The sequence below is a fragment of the Emticicia sp. CRIBPO genome (assembly GCF_009905725.1).
Classification (GTDB): Bacteria; Bacteroidota; Bacteroidia; order Cytophagales; family Spirosomataceae; genus Leadbetterella.
Map to the genome: position 1 here is coordinate 171,714 of NZ_JAAAKV010000010.1, position 18,609 is coordinate 190,322.

Genomic DNA, 18,609 nt, shown 5'->3' on the forward strand with positions numbered 1-18,609 from the left:
AAATGTTTATTTCTTAGCTTGAATGGTACAGAAATGATATAAATTACTGGTCCAGGGCAGCTTTTTTTACTTTAAAAAAGAAGCTTGTTTTTTACCTGTTTTTACTTTTTTAAGCAATTTTATTTTAGTATGATTGTGTATTCAAGGTAATCAACGGCCTTGTCCCATCCACTGGGGAGTGAAAAATTAAAAACGTAAAATCCAGATGCTTAGACCATGGAGGTTGAATATCGAAATCAGCAGAACCGCTAACAAAGCTGTGTATCTACAGATTGCTGATGCGGTAATTGAAGCAATCAAATCAGGGAAACTGAGAAGCGGAGACGCCCTGCCGGGAGGAAGGCGGCTGGCCGAAAATCTGAAAGTAAACAGGAATACTGTCATTGAAGCCCTGGAGATTTTAATCGCCGAGGGCTGGCTCATTTCAAGAGAGCGGAAAGGGACTTTTGTTTCAGAAAAATTCAGGCTTTCAGAACAAGCCAAACTTCTTCCGGTGAAACCCACGACGGCCCACATCTATTTTGATGATGGCCTGCCCGACGCCCGGCTGGCCCCTATGAAAGAACTTTCACGTGTCTACCGGCAACTGCTGAACAGGAATGCCAGGTGGCAGATGCTGGGGTATAATTCCGGACTTGGAGATGAGGAATTCAGAGAAGCGGCGGCTCAGATGCTGAACTTTAACAGGGGAATGAATGTGTCGTCTTCCCAGATCTGCATTACACGGGGAAGCCAGATGGCCATGTTCCTTTCGGCCCAGTGTCTTATTGAAGAGGGCGACGTGGTTTTTGTGGAAAATCCAGGTTACAAACCTGCCTGGCGGGCATTTTCACATGCCGGTGCAGAACTGGTTCCTGTGCGTGTTGATGAAGAGGGCATTGACGTGGACGAGCTGGAACAGCTGCTCTACAAAACCCCTAATATCAAGGCAGTATATCTGACTCCGCATCACCAATTCCCGACCACTGTGACTTTGTCTACGTCACGCAGGATCAAACTGATTGAATTATCCAATCAATTCGGTTTTACGATTATAGAAGATGATTATGACAACGAATTCCAGTTTGATCAGAGAGCCTTCTTGCCGGTCTCCAGTTTTGAAAATGCCCATAAATACATTTATATCGGGACCCTGAGTAAAATGGTGGCCCCGGTGCTGAGGATGGGTTTTTTGGTGAGTGACGCCGAGTTTGTTAAAAAAACCGGTTCTCTCCGTAAGATCATCGATGTGCAGGGAGACAGCATTATGGAGCAGGCCATACTGCAACTGATCAAATCGGGTGAAATAAGGCGGCACATGAAAAGAGCCATTGCGGCTTATAAAGTAAAGCGTGATTTTTTCGAAAGCTTGCTGGCTTATCACCTCAGGGATAAAGTGGAGTTTAAGAAACCTGACGGCGGCCTGGCGTTCTGGATAAAACCCAGGAGCGGGGTGGACCTGTTTGAATTAAACAAGGTCCTGCTGAGCAAGGGTGTCCAGATCAATACACCTGACAAATTCAGCTTTAAAGAACATATTTACGGCATAAGAATGGGATTCGCGTCACTTTCTGAAAGCCAGCTGGAGGAAGGCCTCATTTCAATAGCCAAGGTGATTTAAGTGACATAAAAAAGGAGAACGAAACCGTTCTCCTTTTTTATGTCTGATTACCATCTGATCAATGCCGATCCCCAGGTAAACCCACTTCCGAAAGCGGCGAGGCAAATGAGGTCACCCTCTTTGACCTTACCGGCTTCGTAGGCCTCACATAAGGCAATCGGAATAGAGGCCGCCGTGGTATTGCCGTATTTCATGATGTTGTTGTATACTTTATCATCAGGAAGTTTCAAGGTTTTCTGTACAAACTGGGCTATCCTGAGGTTGGCCTGGTGAGGCACCAGCAGGTCAATGTCTTCTGTACTCAGCCCTGTTTTGGTCAGGGCTTCGAAAATAACTTCCGGGAATTTTGTTACTGCATTTTTGAACACCAGCTGCCCGTTCATATTGGGGTAATACGTCTTGTTTTCAAGCAGGTTGGGATAAACAAAAATCTCTCCCAATTCAACATCGGGGAATCCGAAATCGACGTCTTTAAGGTGGTATCCTCCGTGCGAACCCGGGCTGATCAAAGCCAGCTCTTCTGCATGTGTACCGTCTGAGTGCAGATGGGTGGTTAAGATGCCCCTGCCTTCTTCATTGGTAGGCTGAAGCACCACAGCCCCTGCACCATCCCCGAATAAAACGGCCACGTTACGGCCACGGGTAGTGAAATCCAATCCCATAGAGTGCATTTCTGCTCCTACTACAAGGATATTCTTATACATGCCGCTTTTGATGAACTGGTCACCTACTGAAAGGGCATAGATAAATCCTGAGCATTGGTTTCTGACATCCAGGGCCCCGATTTCGGTATTGGTAATGCCCAGTTCCCTTTGCAGAAGAACGCCGCAACCCGGGAAATAATAATCCGGGCTGAGGGTGGCAAAAATGATAAAATCTATTTCGTTGGTTTTGATTCCGGCTCTTTCACAGGCCACTTTAGAAGCGGCTGCAGCCATGGTAGTGGGCGTTTCTTCCCCTTTTCTGCCATATCTTCTTTCCTTTATTCCTGATCTTTCCTGGATCCACTCATCAGAAGTGTCCATAAATTTCATCAGGTCAGCATTGGTAACTACCTGATCCGGCACATAAAATCCTATTCCTGCTATTTTTGAACTTGGCATTTTCGTTTGTTTTTTTTGAACGTGCGAAATTAATTCATTTGCATAATAATATGCTATAATTTCTTAAAAATGTTATAATTTAATTTTCAGAATACACGAAGCCCGATACCGGCAAAACAGCCCCGTGTTATTTTTTTGTCAAAGTTTGGAATTTCTAGCGTAATTTGATTTGATTTGTAATAGTTTTAACTTAAAATTTTTACCACTGTGAAATTAAGAATATTCCTTATACTATTTATACTCGCTATTTTCGGCATTTTATGGTATGTAAGTACCGGCTACTTCTCTTCCGGCGAAAGGGCGGGAACCATCTCCAAATTAAGTGAAAGGGGGTATATTTTCAAAACTAATGAAGGTGTACTCAATGAAGGCGGATATTCCGGAGAAACAGGAACGCTGACCCCGAGATACTGGGATTTTTCTGCCAAAGAAGACTCTGTAGTGGTTAAACTTAAAAAAGCTTTGGCTACCGGGGAGCGTGTTTCGTTGGTTTATGAAGAGAAATTTTTGAAATTCCCCTGGAACGGTGAAACAAAATATTTTATTATCGATGTCCTTTTTCAAGCGAAACCTCAGGAGCCGGTGATCGAGAAGTTTCCTCAACCGGAACCTCCAAAAGTAATAGGACCTGTAGATTCTGCTGAAATTACAACCAAGCCTAAGGAAGTATTGTAGGGATTTGGGAGGACGTACAAAGGTGAATAAAAAAGGATGAAGAAATTCTGAACAGACATTTGGTCAATAACAAAAGAAAGCACGTGAAATTGTTCACGTGCTTTCTTTTTATGAGGTCTTTTTAAAGCCTTACACCGAATGATATCGTGTTGCCGTTGATAGGGTTGGCATCGTTGAACGCAGGCAGGATGTCATATTTAACGAATAACCTGAAGTCTCCCTTACCCGCTTCGGCTGTCAGACCGTAATTGAATTTACGAAGGTTGAAGTCTTCTTTTTCACGGAATTTGTCGCCGTCGTTTTGTTTGAATTTCTGATAAGAGTTGACCCTCATACCGCCATAAGCTCCGATTCCAAATCTGAAATCACTCTCTTTGAAACCAAATTGCAGCATTACCGGGATTGACAGGGTCGTGCTAACCAATTTTACTTTTTCATACGACTTGTCTGTGTTGGTCAGTGTGGAGACCTCGCCGATGCTGATGAATTTTTCGTCTTCTTTCAGCATGAAATTGTTCCAGCCTACTTCCAGTCCGGTGCCCAGGGCCACATCCATTTGTTTTCCGGTGATTAGCTTGTGGTTTTTTCTCCATTGAAGGGCCACATACCTGGATGGAAAATCCTTCAGCTCCGGGGTGCCGTCAGGTTTGTAGAAAGTGTTCAGACCTAAATATAATCCAAAATCCCTTTTTGAGAACAGGCTGTGCGGTTTCTTGTTTTTGTGATATTCACGGTACTCAGTGTGTCCTTCTTTGTCAAAATCGGGGTCTTGTGCAAATGCCTGATTAACAGTAATTAATGTAATTGCAATAACAGATAATTTTTTTAATAGCTTTTTCATTTTTTTCAGTATTTATGCCGGCTCTTTCCGGATGATTTATTTGACAGGAAGATGTAAAAAGCCGGTAGAAAGGTTGCACGGAATACAGGAATATTATTTGTAAGATAGCTTTTAAGTCCGGAAATAAACAATGTATATTGAATTAAGTGTTTGATTATTAGTTGTTTATGATTGTGTGAAATTTTTCAAAAAAAGGTGTAAATATTTTTGTCTTGCAGAAATGTGCATGTGGTGTGACTGGAGATTGGTTTCCGGAGAGAACCGGCCGGATGCTTTTCAGCCCGGTTTAAAATGAAGAAAATGAAGAGAAAAAAAGAATAGCCGGAAAAACAGGGTTTTTCTTCTCAGGAGTACCTGTCGTTCCTCCAAGGATAGGCGGTATCGGAATATCCTCTTTCTTCCCAAAATCCTAATTCGTTCTTCGGGAGAAATTTGATTCGTTTGATCCATTTTGAGCCTTTCCAGGCATACAGCTGCGGAGTGATCATTCTCACCGGGCCGCCGTGTTCGAGGGCCAGCGGTTCGTCATAAACGGTATGAGCCAAAAGCACGTCGGGTTTCAGGGCCTCCTCAATGGATACATTGGTGGTGTAGGTATCATAGCCATAACACAAAAGGTGTGTAGCAGTATCTTTTACCTGAACCAGGGCTGCCAGGTCGAGTAATCGTACGCCTTTCCAGGGCATGTCCATTTTAGACCAGGTGGTGACACAGTGAAAATCACTCGTGTCTTCTGTCTGGGGCAAGGCCATAAAGTCGGCCCAGGTCAAGGTAACAGGGTTTTCTACCTCACCGTCTATAATAAGCCTCCAGCGATCAAGGCTTACTTCCGGATGATAGCCCAGATCAAGGACAGGCCATTTTTCGGTGCGGGTCTGGCCTACAGGAAGCTGCGGCATACCGTGACGGTTTACCAGGCCCTTTCCCATGGGCTTTTCGTCTGCAATCGAAGGTGTATTTTTAATTTTCTCCTCAAATCTTGCCTTGAGTTTCATCCTGGCGTCAATGATCCTGTCGAGTTTGTCTTCCATGTTGGTACCGGAGGTAAATGTCTGTATAAAGATACGCTTACTTATGATTTAAACAGAATGAAACCTCTTTTTGTTCTTTAGTCTACAAGCCCTAGTGGATAAAAATATAATTAATTAAAGAGTACCTTCAGGAAACATTCGGCCTGAAAACCCTGCCGGTTGATATAGATAGTGTTAATTACCCCCTTTTTATTAGTAATTTTTATAAAAATGGGCTTATTTTGGGGGTAGATGTAAATACTTCGGATTTGGATATTTTAGGGTTCATATTTGCTTTTCTGATTGGAGTTACCCTGGGTACTACCGGGGCTGGCGGGGCAGTTATGACTATTTCTGTTTTGGTATATGTGATGGGCTTTACGCCTACGGAAGCCACTTCCTATTCCCTGCTTATTGTCGGAACCACCGCCCTGGTGGGTTCTCTGGACTATTTCAGAAAGGGGAACGTGGATGTCAAAAAGGGCTTGTTTTTTTCTTTCCCGGCTTTTGTGATGGTGTTGCTGATGCGAAGGTACGTTTTGCCGGTCATGCCTGACACGGTCTTCCGGAGCAGCGTCTTTACACTCGAAAAAGACCACATGATCATGCTGGTTTTTGCCATTCTGATGATTATTTCTTCGTATTCCATGATCGTCAATAAGAAGAAAGCAAAGCAGTTGGTAGAAAAAGAAGTAAATTACGTTTTCATTTTCCTGGAAGGGATAGTGGTGGGTGTTCTGACGGGCTTTGTGGGTGCCGGAGGAGGTTTTATGATCATTCCTGCCCTGGTGTTGTTTGCCCATCTGCCCATGAAAAAGGCGATTGGTACGTCGCTGTTTATCATAACAATTAATTCTGCTTTCGGGGTGTTGGGCGATGTGCTGGCAGGAGCGGAGATTGACTTATTGTTTTTTGTGAAGTTTGCTTCCCTGACCATCGCCGGAATACTGACCGGAAGTTACCTGGCCCGGTTTATTCCCAATGATAAGCTGAAGAGCGGATTCGGATGGTTTGTATTGGTGTTGGGAGCCTGGATTCTGGTAAAAGAGACTTTTTTTAAATAGTTAACATAATATAACGAAGATATGGGAAACCTGAGTACGGCACTGCAACTAAAGTGCCCAAGATGTGGGGAAGGAGAATTGTTTGAAGCTAAAAACCCGTATACCAAGGGCAAAATGCTGGCCATGCATACCCACTGCCCGAACTGCGGATTAAGATATGAGCGTGAAAACGGGTTTTTCTATGGTGCCATGTATATTTCTTATATGTTCAATATCGCTTTATTCGTGACGGCTATTACGAGTTATTACCTGTTTTTTGAAGATATGGTAGACTGGAGATGGTTTATTGGTGGATATGTGGCCCTTACCGGATTGCTGACCCCGATTATTTTCAGGCTGTCGAGGTCTATCTGGATCATGTTTATGGTGAAGTACGATCCTGAGAAGAGAGGAGCAAAATAGTTTAGGGGGGTGGAAAAAGGAGGAAGGAAAAAGGAAGACGGAATAGGAGAAAGGGGAAAACGGAGAAGGACGGGATAGGGAAAATGAGTGTTTAGTCGGATAATGGAACTTAAGAATGAGAAAAATCATTAATTCTATCTAGCCAGGAAAGAATTGGCATTCAATCATTGAAGATTAAACATTTACTAAATAAGATGAACGGAACATTTGAAGAATTAATAGACTCTGAGACCCCGGTTTTGATCGATTTTTTTGCCGAGTGGTGCGGGCCTTGCAAGGCCATGAGTCCGGCTTTACACCAATTTGCTGAAGAAATGGGCGACAAGGTTAAAGTCGTGAAAATAGATATAGACAGGAACCCGGCCCTGCAACGCAAGTTCAATATTTCGGGTGTCCCTACGATCATGGTTTTCCAGAAAGGGCAGCAGAAATTCAGACAGTCGGGAGCCATGATGGTACCGCAGCTGAAGAAAGCAGTGGAGCCGTTTTTGTAAGGAAGGATTTTAAATTAAGCAGCCCGTCTCAGGTTAACTGAGGCGGGCTGTTTTGTTTTACCAGCGGTAAGCCAGGCTGATTGAACTCGAATTAAATAAGTTGAAGTCCAAAGAAGAGTAATGCCAATCGTGGTAATCCCAATCTTGTCTATTGTAAAATGAAGTTGATAAAGTGATCAGGTTGGCTTTGATAAGGAAATGGTCTTTAAGAAAATAAGCCAATCCAAGCGACAACCTCTGACTTGAGGTAAGATCATTGTTTCCTGAATTACCTATCAGAAAAGAGCCATATATTCCAATGAAAGGACTTAATCGTTTTGTTTTTAGAAAATATTCGTAAGCTGGAGTAATCATGAGTCCTTTTCCTCTTATTTGATCTCCCCACCTGTTTGTTTTAGTAGTTGAGACGCCCAGGGCCAACCCTATTGTATGGTTTCTTTTTGGGCCTAAAAATCTTCCGACACTGACTTCATATTCTGTAAGCAAAATCCTTTCTTCAAGATAAGTATATTTTTTCGGTGAGTTCGAACTTCCGAATCTTACAGCAACTAACCAGTTCTTATGATCAATATTTAGCTCTTCCTCAGAGAAATAGGATTTATTGCCGGGGAAGTATTTCAAACCAACGGCAAAACTACATTTGATTCCATTAAAGTCTTTTACAGAAGCTGATGGAGTGACAGTGGCTTCAAAAGCGATTTTCTTAGTGATGAGATAATTCAGTCCGACTTCTCCAAAAGAAGTGACATCGGAACTTTTGATCGTTTTGTCATAAGGGTATAGTTCATTAAACTTTCCTGACTTAAACCTGAATCCGGCACCGGTAAACATGAACAGATTGTTTTTATAATAAAAATATTGTCGTGCTTGTAATGTAAACTCGCGGGAATCTGTTTTTTCGTTTCTGGATTCATCTGGAGTAACTTTGCGGTTTTCAAAGCTGCTTCCGAAGCTAAAGCCCAGTAAAAAGTTCTTTTTTAGAAATACTCCCAAAAAGACATTAGATTTTTGAGAAAAGATGTCGTTTTTATCGATAAAACCTACCGAAGAGTTCTGGAAATGGTAGTCTCCCTGCAAATAGTTTAATTGAGAGTTGAGTCCAATAATTAGTTTTCCTTTTTCAGTCTGTGAAAAGGCGTTTGTTGAAATTAAGAATAAGGAAAAATAAAAGAATATGTTTTTGTTCTTCATGAAGTAACAACAAGATATAAATAATGCAACGAAGATAGATAAACGGATTTGGAAAGTCTAAAGAGCAGGATTAGAAATTGAAGAGAATTAATTAGTTTTTGTTATTAAATGATAATAGAGATAGCATCGCTAATAATTGCGATTTAATGGAGCCGTATTTATCAAAATTTAAGTGATTAAAAAGGGAAACATTCCCATTGAAATGTTTCCCTTTTTTTGTTTCTGGCAAACCATCGTATAATTAACTGTTAAGATGAAAGCTTACCACCTGTAAGCGAGTCCCAAAGTAGTGTTGTCAAATACACTGAAGTCAAACTGATTATTTTTTAAACTTCCGTGGCCATACCGCTGGAAAAACGTACTTAGCCTGATAAAATTTGCCCTGACCAGAAAATGGTCGTTCAGAAAGTAAGCTAAGCCGAGTTCCGCACTGTTTTCCATGAATAGCAGGGATTTAGCGTTGCTGAAGATGGAAAACGAGCTACTGAGCCTGGCTACCGGCGTTAGTTTGGTTGTTTTGAAGTAATATTCATAGAAAGGAGTAATGATGGTCTGGTGGCTGGCTTCTGTAGAGGTTTCATGAATAACTTTACTGTTTTTTCTTCCTACTGCCAGCCCGACCAGGTGGTTCTTTTTTGAGCCTGTAAATTTACCGGCATATATCTGAAAGGTGGATTTCAGATCTTTGTTGTTTGTACTTAAGTCCGTTTTTACATTACTGGTATTTACATCTGCTCCGGTGATCCAGTTTTTAAAAGTGGTGTCACTTATTTCCAGGGATTTAAATGCCGTATTTTTGGGCCAATACCTGATGCCAAAGGCCAAAACTGTGTTGTTGTCATTTATACCGGTCAGGTCTGTCGTATTGTGGAATTTGGCTTCAAAAGCAAAATTTTTACTCAAAAAATAATTCATGCCTGCTTCTGCATTGAATGAGGAGGTGATGTATCTGCTGTCGGGAACGTCGGAGTGATTGGACTCAGTTTTACCAAAGTTTAACCTGTAGTATGCTCCGGCAAAAAATAAGAAGTTTTCATTGCGTCCAAAATATTGCCTTATACCCGGGTAAAAACCAATACCGGATGATTTTATCGAGACATTATAAATTGGAATTCCTGTTTCCGACTGGTTTCCTGAAAAAGAAGCCCCTAATCCAACCAGTAAGTTTTTCTTAACGAATTTTCCGTAATTCAAATCTATGAATTGACTGGAATTCCGGATAATGCTTCCATTTTCAGAATTATTTACATAGACTTTGTTAGAATAAATTTGTGCATTTAAACCGATCACACTTTTTCCCTTTTCAGTCTGAGCAAAGCTGTTGGTTGAAAGAGCAAGAAGGGCGGAACAGGCAAGCAAGTTGTTGAGTTTGTTTTTCATTTGAAATTAAGTATGGTTTTGTATAACATTTGTTACCTTTTATGACTATACTTTTATGAAAAAGTAACTTGAAATTCAGAAATAAAATGATAATTATATGGCCGGTTTGGTTTGAGTGGTAGAAGGAAGTACAGCTTTTACTATCACCTGGCAGTTGTTTTTAACAGAATATAATAAATCGGAGACTTAGAAAATAAACAGTGAACAGGAATGTGAAAAGGGAAACATTCTCATTGAAATGTTCCCCTTTTTAATGTGATATCAGAAGTTAGCAGTTAGTATATAAGCCTACCATCTATAAGCGAGTCCCAAAGTACTGTTGTCAAATATATTGAAGTGAAATTGATTGGCGACATATGTGGGAGGGCCATTTTTTTGACGCTGAAAGTTGGCACCCAGATGAATAAAATTAGCCTTAACCAGAAAATGATCGCTTACAAAATAAGCCAATCCAAGGTCTGCACTGTTTTCCATATATAACAAGTATTGAGAACTGCTGAATATTGAGAACGAACTGCTGATTTTAGCGATAGGAGTCAGTTTGGTAGTCTTAAAGTAATATTCATAAAAAGGAGTAATGATAGTACGATGGTGTGTATTAGAATTACCACCGGAACTATTTTTGTTAGTTTCTCTTCCCAGGCCTAGTCCCACCAGGTGATTCTTTTTTGAGCCAATAAACTTACCTGCATAAATTTCGGCTTGTGTTGTTGAACTTGTCGTTTCAATATCAAAGGCATTTTGTGTCTTTTCTTTGCGGGTGTTTACATCAACTCCGATGATCCAGTTTTTAAAAGTGTTTTCGCTTTCTTCCAGGGGCGTAAATGTGGTGTTTTGAGGCCAGTATTTAATTCCGAAGGCTAAACCACTGCTGTTATTTGTCAGGTTTATCAGGCCTGAGTTGTTGTATATCTTGGCTTCCAGGGCAAAATTCTGATTTATGAAATAGTTCATGCCCAATTCAGCAGTGAGCGAAGACGTGATGGATTTTTGATCAGGAGAAGCATTTACACCTTCAGACTTTGTCTTGACGAAACCAAGACTGTAATAAGCTCCACCAAAGAAGGTGAAATTGCCATTGTTACCAAAATATTGTCTGATCCCCGGCGAAAACACTATTCCTGTGGCGTTAGACGAAATATCGGCGGATGGAAATCCACTTTTAAGCTGACTTGCAGAAAATGAAGCTCCCAGGCCCACAAGTAAATTTTTCCTGACGAATTTTCCATAATTGAGCTCTATAAATTGACTGGAATTGCGGGCTATGGTCTCATTGGAGGCTCCTTTGGCTTTAACATTGTAAGAATAAATGCTGGCATTAATTCCTACGATACTTTTTCCTTTTTCAGTCTGGGCAAAGCTGGCGGCGGAAACAGTAAGCATGGCGGAGCTAATGATTAAGTTCCGGAATTTGTTTTTCATATTAACGATGGTTTTGTTGTAAAACCGAAACTATGGAATTATTGCCAGACTTCAACTAAGAATTAAGTTAAAAAATCAAAAATCGAACTGAAAACTCAGCACCGGCACCAGTTCGCTGCCCCTGTATTGTATGTATGTGGTATTGGTGGTGGCATCATAACCCGCCGAAGTGGGGTTGATGCGGTTCAGGATATTCTGAATGTCCAGGCTGATGTTCCCGGAAAGTTTTTTTGCGTTGAAACGGTAGGCAAATTTGGTGTCGACCCTGTAATAAGCCGGCACCTGTTTTGTGAAATCAGCGTCTTTGAGGGGGACAAAAGTGCCTTTTTCTTTGGATAAAACCGGATCATGCGGAGTATATCTGAAGCCTCCGTTGAACAGGAAACGGCCGCCCAGCTGTAATATCCGGCCTTTTTTGAGATAAAACTCTTTACCAAAGGTGTAGCTGGATGAAAAATTGGTTCCATACCGCGACACATAGGTTTTGCCGCTGAACGGCTGAAACTGCGACTTGAAAACTGATCCGGTAGCTAAGAGAAAATAAGAATTTGAAAACAGTTTTTCGATGGCCAGGTCAAGTCCGTAGTTCGTGCCTTTTCCTTTGCTGACCACTTTGAATTCCGGATATCCGCTCGGGTTGTTGAGCATCCAGTAATTATCGTCTGCAGAGGGGGCCACCGGCACATTAAACAGCCTTTGCAGATAGGTTTCGACACTTATCCGCATTTTGTTTTTGGTATAAATGTGATAGGCCAGTACGGCATGATGGGCTTTAAGTAGCTTCAGGTCCTTATTGATAAACTGCCCGAGGGTATCCTTAAAATAATAGGTCATCATGGGCAGTATTTTCCCATGTAATCCGTAAGCGAGGCTCAGCCGCTGGTTGTTTCTGGGTTGGTACTGAAATGAAATACGAGGTTCTGCAGAACCCGTTCCGTTAGCAGCAAGATAGATAAGATGATAACCGGCATTCATCGATAATTTAGGACTTAAATCTGCATGGATCTGGGCATACTGTTGCAGGGTTTGCGTGTTGCCGCTGCCTTGTACCGAAGTTTTGGTCTGGAGGAGGGTGATGTCGTTGCGGCTGGCTACCGGGAGGGTTTTCTTGAAAAAATCAAAAAAGATCTGGTTGAAAATTACACCTGTTTTTAAGATGATTTTTTCGTTGAGTTTACGGTTGTAGGTCAATGAAGAGACTATCCTGGTGTCTGTATAATGTTCTGTATTGTATCTGTACCTGTTATTGCTGAGGTCGAGGGTGTCGTCGGTTTTCCGGATCTCGCTGCCTACGAGAGCGACAACGCCTTTGAAATAAGATTTTGAGTCGGGCAGATAAGTCCAGGTAACACCCAAAGCCCCCATGTTGGCGGGCCTGATCTGTTCGTCACGGTTGTTGAAAACAGAGGGGTCTCTTTCTGCCGGATTTTCTACCGGGTAATAGTGTTCCTCACTTAAACCACCTATGCCGAATACCGTCAGCACACTTTTATTGTTTTTGCTTTTGTAAGCCAGGTTGAACGACAAATCCTGGAAATCGTTGGTGACACGTTCGCCCACCAGGTTAAAACCCATTTTGTTGAGCAGGCTGAGGGTAGAATAACGATAATTGACGAGGTAAGAGGAGCGTGCTCTCCGGATGGGGCCTTCTGTGGCAAAATCAAGGCCTAATAAGCCGATTTTAGCCCTGAACTCTCTTTTTTCATTGTTTCCATGCCTGAAGTGCATGTCGAAAGCCCCTGATAAAGCATTGCCATATTCGGCGGGCATGCCGCCTGTTGAGAAATCGGACCTGGACAATAGCTGGGCACTGAAAACGGTGATGCCGCCGCCTGAGGAGCCGATGATGGCAAAGTGGTTGGGGTTGGGGATATCAATACCCTCAAGCCGCCAGAGAAGGCCTGCGGGTGAATTTCCGCGGATAACGATCTGATTTTCCGTGTCGTTTTCGCCTACCCTGACACCGGGATAAGAAATGGCCACCCTGCCGGGGTCATTGATACCACCGGGAATACGCTCCGTTTCTTCAGCTGTGAATGACCTTGTGCTGACTACAGCCAGCTCATTGACGGGCTCAAAAGCGTTTTTGGAAGTGCTTACCACGACTTCACCGGCTGAGATACTGCCTTCGTTCAGTTCGAGGTTAAGGAAAGTTTCTTTGGTAGACAAATGAATGACGTCCTCAAGGGTGAGGGGTTCATAGCCTATATATTGTGCCTGTATATTGATTCTGCCCACCGGTACATTCTGAAGCACAAACTCGCCGTTCTCATTGCTGATGTTTCCGATCATGGGATTGGTGTTGCGGACCGAAATGGTGGCTCCTATGAGGGGTTGTTTGGTTTGCTTATCGCGGATGATTCCCCGGACGTTTTGCACGGGTTTTTGAGCCAGTCCCGCAAAAGAAACAAGAATAAGTAACAAGCCTTTGAAACGCATGAGATTGGATTTTAGAGGTTTTATCCTATTTTTGGACAATGTACAAACAATCTGTCGAATTATTTGCAAGTCAAATCTCCAAAATTGTGAAGCTTTCACCTGAAGCTTTACAGGCATTACTGGATTGTGTGGAAGCAGGTCAGTTGGCCAAAAAAGAGTACATTCTGGAGCCGGGAGGCATTTGTGACTGTATTTACTACATTCATAAAGGACTGATCAGGGAGTATTTTATTGACGAAAAAGGCAATGACGTCAGTGTCTGGTTTGGGAAGGAGGGGGACTTTGCGGTACTCCTGTCCAGTTTTATTACCCTTGAGCCGGGGCTGACCGGACTACAGGCTATGGAGGCCTCTGAGGTCATTGTTCTTAAGCACGTTGATTTATACAGGCTTTATGATCGCTTTCATGAGATAGACCGCTTGGGCCGGATCCTCACTGAGCAATACTTTGTGGCCTCTGAGGCTCACACCCGGGGTTTTCGTCACCAGGGAGCACTGGAAAGGTATGAAGCGTTTGTGAGCCATAATCCTGAGCTGATCAGAAGGCTGTCGCTGAAGCATATTGCTTCTTACCTGGGCGTTTCGCTGGAAACCCTCAGCCGTCTCAGAGCCAGGCCACACTGATTATTTGATAAATGTCAACAATTTGAACGAAGGAGAATTCCTATTTTTGTCTCTCAACCATTAAACCTTACCTTATCAACCTATATGAAAAGAGTCGCCTTACTTTCTGTACTTCTGTTTTGCTCCGGGCTGGCTATGGCCCAGGCGGATATTCAGAAAAAACTTCAAACCCAACTCATCATGGCTGAAGACGGCTCGGTGATTGAGGTGGATGAGGGAAATTTCAGTATACTGGCCAGTTTGTCGATGGAAGGCAAGAAGAACATCACGATCGTCGGGAAAGGTATGGACAAAACCATTCTGAGCTTTAAGGGACAGGTGGACGGAGCTGAAGGACTGAGGATTTCGAATGCTGAAAATATCGTCATCAAAGACCTGACCATCCAGGACTCAAAAGGGGATTGCATCAAGACCATGAATGTCAAAAACATCACTTTTCAGAATGTCAAAACAGAATGGACAGGCAAACCTAAGGCCAGCAACGGCTCTTACGGCCTGTACCCTGTAAAATGTGAGGGGGTGATGATTGACGGTTGTGTGGCGATCGGTGCCTCGGATGCCGGTATTTATGTCGGACAATCGAAAAAGATTGTGGTGAAAAATTCCAAAGCCATCAATAATGTAGCGGGCATTGAGATTGAGAATTCACTGGATGCGGAAGTCTATGATAATGAAGCTTATGGCAACACGGGAGGTATCCTGGTGTTTGACCTGCCTGATCTGGTACTCAAAAAAGGGGGCAGGGTAAAAGTGTATAACAACAACGTTCACGACAATAATTATATCAATTTTGCTCCAAAAGGAAATATTGTGGGGAAAGTCCCGCAGGGCACGGGTATGCTGATCCTGGCAACGAGCGATGTTGAGATTTTTAATAATAAAATCACCGATAATATTTCGATAGGGGTAGGCGTGATCAGTTATTTCATGACGGAGTCGCCGATCAAAGACAAAGAATATGATCCGTACCCGTCCAATATCTTTATTCACGACAATGCTTTTCAGCGTAAGCCGGGCAGGGCTACGATGAAGGGGCGTTTCGGGAAGATGATGCGTTTTAAGATGAAGATGGGTAAGGACGTCCCTTCGGTTTTCTGGGACGGCATCGTTCAGAAAGACTCCGGAGACAAGGTGATCTGTCTCAAAGGCAACCAGAACGGAACGTTTGTGAACATGGATGCTGCCAACAATTTTAAAAATATGTCGAGAGATACGACTCCCCACGAGTGCACGATGAAAAGTTTGTAAGCGATGCAGAAACGGATTTTTATATGGCTGAGCCTGCTGACGTTCATTTTTACAGCCTTTGTTCAGCTGAACGAAAAAGCATTGCCGCCTTTGGAAAAGCTATCGGACTATGGCTTTTTTGAAGGAAAAATAGCTGATCAGAAGCCCGTGAAGGGTGTGGTGCCTTATACGCTCAATACGCCTTTGTTTACCGATTACGCCGAAAAACTGAGGTTTGTCAAACTGCCCGAAGGTCAGAAGGCTGTGTACAATGAAAAGGAGGTGCTGGATTTTCCCGTGGGTACCACCATCATCAAAACCTTTTATTATCCACTGGATTTCAGAAAACCTGAAAAAGGGCGTCAGATCATTGAGACAAGATTGCTTATTCATGAAAAAGCAGGCTGGAGAGCTTTGGTTTATGTATGGAACGACGAACAGACAGACGCCCTCCTGGATGTGGCCGGAAGTATCAAGGAAGTGAAATACACCTACCTGGATGGTAAAAAGAAGAAGCACCTTTACGGAATTCCGAACCTGAACCAATGCAAGGGATGCCACAACCGTAACGAGATCATGTCTCCTATCGGACCGTCCGCCCGACAGCTGAGCGGTCAGCTCCAACAAGAAGCCCTGACTTACAGTCCTGCGAGTTTTGCGGGATATGATCCGGCAGAAAATCAACTCAATGCCTGGAGTAAAAGCGGAATACTGGAAGGATTGCCGGGAAAACTGCCTGTGGCTGTGGTATGGAATAATGCGGCTACGGGTTCGGTCGAACAAAGAGCCAAAATGTGGCTGGATATCAATTGTGCCCATTGCCACAGACCCGAAGGCCCGGCCAGCACTTCAGGTCTCAATCTGAGCATTCACAATGAAGACCCTGTCACTTACGGGATCAGCAAAACACCCGTAGCCTCAGGCCGTGGTTCCGGTAATCTGATGCATGATATTGTACCCGGCAAACCCAGCGAATCGATACTGATTTACAGAATGGAGTCAACGGATCCTGGTGTCATGATGCCGGAAGTGGGGCGAAAGACGGTTCATGTAGAAGGCGTAGCCCTCGTAAAGGAGTGGATTCTCGGGTTAAAGTGAGATATCTCTGATTTTAGTAAATTTTCAAATTTTTTTGTAACCTTTTGTTATTCATAGAGTTACCGGTCTGATAATTATTCAAACCTGGAAAAGCTAATGACAAAACGTATTCCTCTTCTCTTCAGTTTTTTAATGGCGGCACTTATGGCTGCCGGACAAAGCCCCGCTAAAACTTCAAAACTGGATTCTCTTGTACAAACGCTGGGAAAAGGCCTGATGGACCAGCCGCAGTCTGTCGGACTTTCCATCGGAATTTATCACCGGGGAAGTAAACACTTCTATAATTTCGGGACAGTTGAAAAAGGCAAAGCACAAAAGCCTTCGGAAAATACCTTGTATGAAATCGGATCGGTCACCAAAACTTTTGCCAGCCTGATATTGGCTAAAGCAGTGCTTGAAAAGAAAGTAAAACTGGAGGATGATATCCGTCAATACATCGCCGGGGAATATCCGAATCTGCAATTTGGCGGGCACCCCATTCAACTCGTACAACTGGCTAATACGACGGCAGGAATTCCTGAATGGATACCTGAGGAGCCTGAAATACTTAAAAAAGCACATGCTGATTCAGTCGCATTGCTCCGAGAAAAGATCTACGGAAAATACACCCGGGAGGACTTTTTTAAAGGATTGCATGAGGTGAAGCTGGATACCATCCCGGGCACCAAACGCAGGCACAGCAATGGCGGAGCCCAACTGCTGACCTATATTCTTGAAAATGTATATCAGCAACCTTTTGAGGAACTGGTGGAGGAATATATTTTGAAACCCAATAAGATGGATCAGTCAAAATTCGTTGTACCGGCTTCTTTAGCGGCACAAATGGCCAGAGGGTATAATGAAAATGGTAAAATGACTCCTCCGGGTTTCACCAGCCCTTATTTCAGGGGGATGGCAGGACTGAAATCAGGCACTGCAGATCTCCTGAAGTATATGCAACTGATGCTGGATGATCAGAATGCCACCACCGCCAGGGCCATACAAAGGACCGTCAATGTAGATATTTCAACGCCCAAAATATGGACGGCCAGGCCGGGAGAGACCATCAGATCTGATTTTTTCAGTGTGGGGATGAACTGGTTTCTTTATCAATATGAAAAAGGCAAGACCCAGGTGTGGGCTGACGGCGGAACATCGGGGTTTAATTCTTACCTCATTTTTTACCCGGAATCTGACCTGGGAATAGTGGTGCTGGCCAATAAATCAGACGAAAAGACCTTCCATGCATTACCGGGAATAGCGAATGCCATTTTTCGTCAACTGACAGATAAAAAGTGATTTACTTCGGATAACCCGGGCTTTTCTTGATCCTGGCAATCTGTTTCAGATGCCTGTCGGTGTGCCCGAAATGAACGACCATCAGCCCGTGAATGCTCCTTCGTTTCTCGTCTCCGTCCCGGAAAGTATAATACATTTTGAGATCGGAAGTGGTATTTTTAACGAACAGGATGATGCTTTCACGGCCATACAGGAAGAATGTGAGGTTGTCTTCCCCTTTCATGAGGCCCAGTGGTGTGGCGTTTCTTTCAGCTACGTGCGGGTTCGGGTCACCCATCCACGACAGGTAAGTGCTGTCGGAATAGGCGGTTTTATACAATTCCGGTTCAGGATCCGAACTGAGCATGATACCCGCTTCCTGTTCGAAAATTCTTTCATATAAGCCGAGATGCTCAAGTACCTGGCCAATTGACCACTTCTCAGGGGTCTCTTTGTACGCCCATTGGGCCGGACTGAGGTTTTTAGTTTCCCGGATGATCTCATTTTTGGTTCTTTCCAGGTTTTCCAGCAGGAATTTCCGGTCAGCCTCAGTCCATAATTTCGTGGTCTGAGCTTCGGAGGTGATGGATATCCATAAGAAAGAACTGATCAGAAGCAAAGATTTTAGCATGGCAACTAGAGTTGGTTGATTTTCAGATCACTGTCAGTCAGTAAATTAAGGATTTATTTCAAGCAGGACAATATCTTTCGTTATCTTTTATTGAACGGTTCATTTCCTGACTTGCAGTGAATGCTCGCTACATGTGTAATGACGAAGATCAA

Annotated in this window: 17 protein-coding genes; 9 read left to right on the forward strand and 8 right to left on the reverse strand. The window is 43.2% G+C overall.

The window, feature by feature from the left end:
- Positions 1–205 precede the first annotated feature (205 nt).
- Positions 206–1,600 (forward strand): PLP-dependent aminotransferase family protein, encoded by a 1,395-nt coding sequence (locus GVN16_RS20635; RefSeq protein ID WP_166565837.1) that lies wholly within the window; start codon positions 206–208, stop codon positions 1,598–1,600.
- Between the two features lie 47 nt (positions 1,601–1,647).
- Here the strand turns inward: GVN16_RS20635 and GVN16_RS20640 are convergent, their stop codons facing one another.
- A complete protein-coding gene (locus GVN16_RS20640; RefSeq protein WP_166565838.1) occupies positions 1,648–2,703 on the reverse strand; it encodes a 3-oxoacyl-ACP synthase III family protein in 1,056 nt (351 codons plus the stop codon).
- Between the two features lie 207 nt (positions 2,704–2,910).
- On the opposite strand from GVN16_RS20640, the gene GVN16_RS20645 reads away from it, so the two are divergent.
- Positions 2,911–3,378 (forward strand): hypothetical protein, encoded by a 468-nt coding sequence (locus tag GVN16_RS20645; RefSeq protein WP_166565839.1) that lies wholly within the window; start codon positions 2,911–2,913, stop codon positions 3,376–3,378.
- Between the two features lie 121 nt (positions 3,379–3,499).
- Here the strand turns inward: GVN16_RS20645 and GVN16_RS20650 are convergent, their stop codons facing one another.
- Positions 3,500–4,219, reverse strand: coding sequence for an outer membrane beta-barrel protein (locus GVN16_RS20650; RefSeq protein WP_166565840.1), 720 nt, complete (start codon positions 4,217–4,219; stop codon positions 3,500–3,502).
- 344 nt (positions 4,220–4,563) lie between these two features.
- The gene (locus GVN16_RS20655) at positions 4,564–5,250 is read right to left on the reverse strand and encodes a molybdopterin-dependent oxidoreductase (protein ID WP_166565841.1); all 687 of its coding nucleotides are present in this window, start codon (positions 5,248–5,250) and stop codon (positions 4,564–4,566) included.
- Between the two features lie 221 nt (positions 5,251–5,471).
- Between GVN16_RS20655 and GVN16_RS20660 the strand changes: the two genes are divergently transcribed.
- The 3 genes from GVN16_RS20660 to trxA all read left to right on the forward strand — a co-directional run bounded on the left by GVN16_RS20660 (position 5,472) and on the right by trxA (position 7,189).
- Positions 5,472–6,293, forward strand: coding sequence for a sulfite exporter TauE/SafE family protein (locus tag GVN16_RS20660; protein ID WP_229244272.1), 822 nt, complete (start codon positions 5,472–5,474; stop codon positions 6,291–6,293).
- A gap of 21 nt (positions 6,294–6,314) precedes the next feature.
- Positions 6,315–6,695, forward strand: a complete 381-nt coding sequence (locus tag GVN16_RS20665; RefSeq protein WP_166565842.1) for a DUF983 domain-containing protein — start codon at positions 6,315–6,317, stop codon at positions 6,693–6,695.
- Between the two features lie 194 nt (positions 6,696–6,889).
- A complete protein-coding gene (trxA, locus tag GVN16_RS20670) occupies positions 6,890–7,189 on the forward strand; it encodes a thioredoxin (RefSeq protein WP_166565843.1) in 300 nt (99 codons plus the stop codon).
- Positions 7,190–7,246: 57 nt separating this feature from the next.
- Here trxA and GVN16_RS20675 read toward each other — a convergent pair whose 3' ends face one another.
- From GVN16_RS20675 to GVN16_RS20690, 4 genes are all read right to left on the reverse strand, one after another.
- Positions 7,247–8,380, reverse strand: a complete 1,134-nt coding sequence (locus tag GVN16_RS20675; RefSeq protein WP_166565844.1) for a hypothetical protein — start codon at positions 8,378–8,380, stop codon at positions 7,247–7,249.
- Positions 8,381–8,641: 261 nt separating this feature from the next.
- Complete coding sequence (locus GVN16_RS20680; RefSeq protein WP_166565845.1) at positions 8,642–9,760, reverse strand: outer membrane beta-barrel protein; 1,119 nt, start codon at positions 9,758–9,760, stop codon at positions 8,642–8,644.
- A 288-nt stretch (positions 9,761–10,048) separates the two neighbouring features.
- Positions 10,049–11,182 (reverse strand): outer membrane beta-barrel protein, encoded by a 1,134-nt coding sequence (locus GVN16_RS20685; protein ID WP_166565846.1) that lies wholly within the window; start codon positions 11,180–11,182, stop codon positions 10,049–10,051.
- Positions 11,183–11,257: 75 nt separating this feature from the next.
- Positions 11,258–13,621: a TonB-dependent receptor gene (locus tag GVN16_RS20690; protein ID WP_166565847.1), complete on the reverse strand. Its 2,364-nt coding sequence runs from the start codon at positions 13,619–13,621 to the stop codon at positions 11,258–11,260.
- A gap of 86 nt (positions 13,622–13,707) precedes the next feature.
- Between GVN16_RS20690 and GVN16_RS20695 the strand changes: the two genes are divergently transcribed.
- From GVN16_RS20695 to GVN16_RS20710, 4 genes are all read left to right on the forward strand, one after another.
- The gene (locus GVN16_RS20695; protein WP_166565848.1) at positions 13,708–14,244 is read left to right on the forward strand and encodes a Crp/Fnr family transcriptional regulator; all 537 of its coding nucleotides are present in this window, start codon (positions 13,708–13,710) and stop codon (positions 14,242–14,244) included.
- 84 nt (positions 14,245–14,328) lie between these two features.
- On the forward strand, positions 14,329–15,492 hold the full coding sequence (locus GVN16_RS20700) for a parallel beta-helix domain-containing protein (protein ID WP_166565849.1): 1,164 nt from the start codon (positions 14,329–14,331) through the stop codon (positions 15,490–15,492).
- Positions 15,493–15,495: 3 nt separating this feature from the next.
- Complete coding sequence (locus GVN16_RS20705) at positions 15,496–16,569, forward strand: SO2930 family diheme c-type cytochrome (protein ID WP_166565850.1); 1,074 nt, start codon at positions 15,496–15,498, stop codon at positions 16,567–16,569.
- Between the two features lie 96 nt (positions 16,570–16,665).
- A complete protein-coding gene (locus GVN16_RS20710; RefSeq protein WP_166565851.1) occupies positions 16,666–17,847 on the forward strand; it encodes a serine hydrolase in 1,182 nt (393 codons plus the stop codon).
- Position 17,848: 1 nt separating this feature from the next.
- Here GVN16_RS20710 and GVN16_RS20715 read toward each other — a convergent pair whose 3' ends face one another.
- The gene (locus GVN16_RS20715) at positions 17,849–18,457 is read right to left on the reverse strand and encodes a DinB family protein (protein ID WP_166565852.1); all 609 of its coding nucleotides are present in this window, start codon (positions 18,455–18,457) and stop codon (positions 17,849–17,851) included.
- Positions 18,458–18,609 lie beyond the last annotated feature (152 nt).

Excerpts from the sequence above, each read along its gene's own strand:
- GVN16_RS20635 (WP_166565837.1), top strand. The coding sequence starts at position 206 with ATGCTTAGACCATGGAGGTTGAATATCGAAATCAGCAGAACCGCTAAC.
- GVN16_RS20640 (WP_166565838.1), bottom strand. The coding sequence starts at position 2,703 with ATGCCAAGTTCAAAAATAGCAGGAATAGGATTTTATGTGCCGGATCAG.
- GVN16_RS20650 (WP_166565840.1), bottom strand. The coding sequence starts at position 4,219 with ATGAAAAAGCTATTAAAAAAATTATCTGTTATTGCAATTACATTAATT.
- GVN16_RS20655 (WP_166565841.1), bottom strand. The coding sequence starts at position 5,250 with ATGGAAGACAAACTCGACAGGATCATTGACGCCAGGATGAAACTCAAG.
- GVN16_RS20665 (WP_166565842.1), top strand. The coding sequence starts at position 6,315 with ATGGGAAACCTGAGTACGGCACTGCAACTAAAGTGCCCAAGATGTGGG.
- trxA (WP_166565843.1), top strand. The coding sequence starts at position 6,890 with ATGAACGGAACATTTGAAGAATTAATAGACTCTGAGACCCCGGTTTTG.
- GVN16_RS20675 (WP_166565844.1), bottom strand. The coding sequence starts at position 8,380 with ATGAAGAACAAAAACATATTCTTTTATTTTTCCTTATTCTTAATTTCA.
- GVN16_RS20680 (WP_166565845.1), bottom strand. The coding sequence starts at position 9,760 with ATGAAAAACAAACTCAACAACTTGCTTGCCTGTTCCGCCCTTCTTGCT.
- GVN16_RS20685 (WP_166565846.1), bottom strand. The coding sequence starts at position 11,182 with ATGAAAAACAAATTCCGGAACTTAATCATTAGCTCCGCCATGCTTACT.
- GVN16_RS20690 (WP_166565847.1), bottom strand. The coding sequence starts at position 13,621 with ATGCGTTTCAAAGGCTTGTTACTTATTCTTGTTTCTTTTGCGGGACTG.
- GVN16_RS20700 (WP_166565849.1), top strand. The coding sequence starts at position 14,329 with ATGAAAAGAGTCGCCTTACTTTCTGTACTTCTGTTTTGCTCCGGGCTG.
- GVN16_RS20705 (WP_166565850.1), top strand. The coding sequence starts at position 15,496 with ATGCAGAAACGGATTTTTATATGGCTGAGCCTGCTGACGTTCATTTTT.
- GVN16_RS20710 (WP_166565851.1), top strand. The coding sequence starts at position 16,666 with ATGACAAAACGTATTCCTCTTCTCTTCAGTTTTTTAATGGCGGCACTT.
- GVN16_RS20715 (WP_166565852.1), bottom strand. The coding sequence starts at position 18,457 with ATGCTAAAATCTTTGCTTCTGATCAGTTCTTTCTTATGGATATCCATC.